Origin of the sequence: Streptomyces musisoli (assembly GCF_016741855.1) — a bacterium.
In the GTDB taxonomy this organism is placed as follows: Bacteria; Actinomycetota; Actinomycetes; order Streptomycetales; family Streptomycetaceae; genus Streptomyces; species Streptomyces musisoli.
Genome location: NZ_JAERRH010000071.1, coordinates 1 through 1,906 on the forward strand (window position 1 = coordinate 1; position 1,906 = coordinate 1,906).

Below are 1,906 nucleotides of genomic sequence, written 5' to 3' on the forward strand. Positions count from 1 at the left end.
CTGGCCCGGGACATCACGACGGCTTACGGGGCGCGGGCCGAAGGGCTCACCCCGGAGTGGGAGCCGTTGCCGGTGCAGTACGCGGACTACGCCCTGTGGCAGCGTGAACTGCTGGGCGAGGAGTCCGACCCGGACAGCGTACTCAGCCGTCAACTCGCCTACTGGAAAGAGGCGTTGGCGGAAATGCCGGAGCAACTGGAGCTTCCGGCGGACCGCCCGCGGCCCGTGGTCGCCACGTTCGCCGGGGACAGCGTCCCGGTGGAGATCGGGGCCGAGTTGCACGCGTCGCTGACCCGGTTGGCGCGGGAGTCGGGTGCGAGCGTGTTCATGGTGCTCCAGGCGGCCTTCGCCACGCTCCTGTCCCGTTTGGGTGGGGGGACGGACATTCCGATCGGTTCGCCGGTCGCGGGCCGTACCGATGAGGCGTTGGACGATCTGGTCGGGTTCTTCGTGAACACGCTGGTGTTGCGCACGGACCTGTCCGGTGATCCCACATTCCGTGAGCTGATCGGGCGGGTGCGGGAGACGGACCTGGCGGCCTACGCGCACCAGGACGTGCCGTTCGAGCACCTGGTCGAGGTACTCAACCCGACGCGGTCCCTGTCCCGCCACCCGCTCTTCCAGGTCATGCTCGCCCTCCAGAACAACACCCGGGCCGACCTGCACCTGGCCTCACTGGAGATGTCGGCACAGGCGGCCGAGAGCACCAGCTCCAAATTCGACCTGTTCCTCACCCTGAGCGAGCGTCGGTCCAGCGACGGTGCCGCGGAAGGCCTGACCGGTGTGCTGGAGTTCGCGACCGACCTGTTCGACCGGTCCTCGGCCGTTCGTCTCGTGGAGCGGTACGTCCGCCTGCTGAGGGATGTCGTTGCGGCGCCGGACGCGCCGGTGCACTCCACTGCGGTGCTGTCGGCGGACGAGTACACCGAGCTGGTGTCGGGCTCCCGCGGCGCCTCGGTCGACGTGCCGTGGGTGTCGCTGCCGGAGCTGTTCGCGCGCCGTGTCACGCAGTCCCCGGACGCGTTGGCCGTCGTCTTCGAGGACGAGCGGTTGACGTATGCGGAGCTGGACGAGGTGTCGGACCGGCTGGCGCATGTCCTACGTGCGGCGGGTGCGGGGCCGGAGTCGACGGTGGCGTTGATGTTGCCGCGTTCGCAGTGGTTGCCGGTGGCGTTGCTGGCGGTGGTGAAGACGGGTGCGGCGTATCTTCCGGTGGATCCGGAGTATCCGGTGGACCGGATCGCGTTCATGTTCGCGGACACCGAACCGGTGTGCGTGATCACGGCCATGGACGCGGTGGACGGCATCCCCGCCGGTGTCTCCGCCGAGCCGATCGTCGTCGACTCACCCGGTTTCGACCGGACCCTGGCCGAGGCCCCGGCCGGCCCGGTCCGGGTCGCCGGACTGTGCGCCGCTCTTCCCGTCTACGTGATCTACACATCCGGCTCCACGGGTCGTCCTAAGGGCGTCTCCCTCCCTGCCGGTGCCATGGTCAATCTGCTGGCCTGGCACGAGCGGAGCCGCCCCGAGGGCGCGGGGCTCGTCACCGCCAACTTCACGTCGATCAGCTTCGACGTGGCGGCGCAGGAACTCTTCACCACCCTTTGGTCCGGACGTACCCTCGCCGTCCCCCGTGACGACGTACGCCGCCACCCCGGCGACTTCGCGCGCTGGCTGGAGCAGCACCGGGTGAACGAGCTGTTCGTCCCCAACCTGATGGTCGAGGCTCTCGCCGAGGCCGCTGCCGAACAGGGACTTACGCTGCCCGAGTTGCGGAACGTGACGCAGGCGGGTGAGGCCCTGACCGTGCACGCCCGGGTGCGGGAGTTCTTCGCCGCGGTGCCGGGGCGGCGGCTGCACAACCATTACGGGCCGACCGAGTCGCATGTGGTCACGGCGTCGACGC

General features: G+C 69.4%; 1 protein-coding gene. It reads left to right on the forward strand.

What is annotated here, in order from left to right; translation table 11 throughout:
* Positions 1–1,906, forward strand: a 1,906-nt coding sequence (locus JK361_RS40450; protein ID WP_201828203.1) for a non-ribosomal peptide synthetase, incomplete at both ends; no start/stop codon positions are given.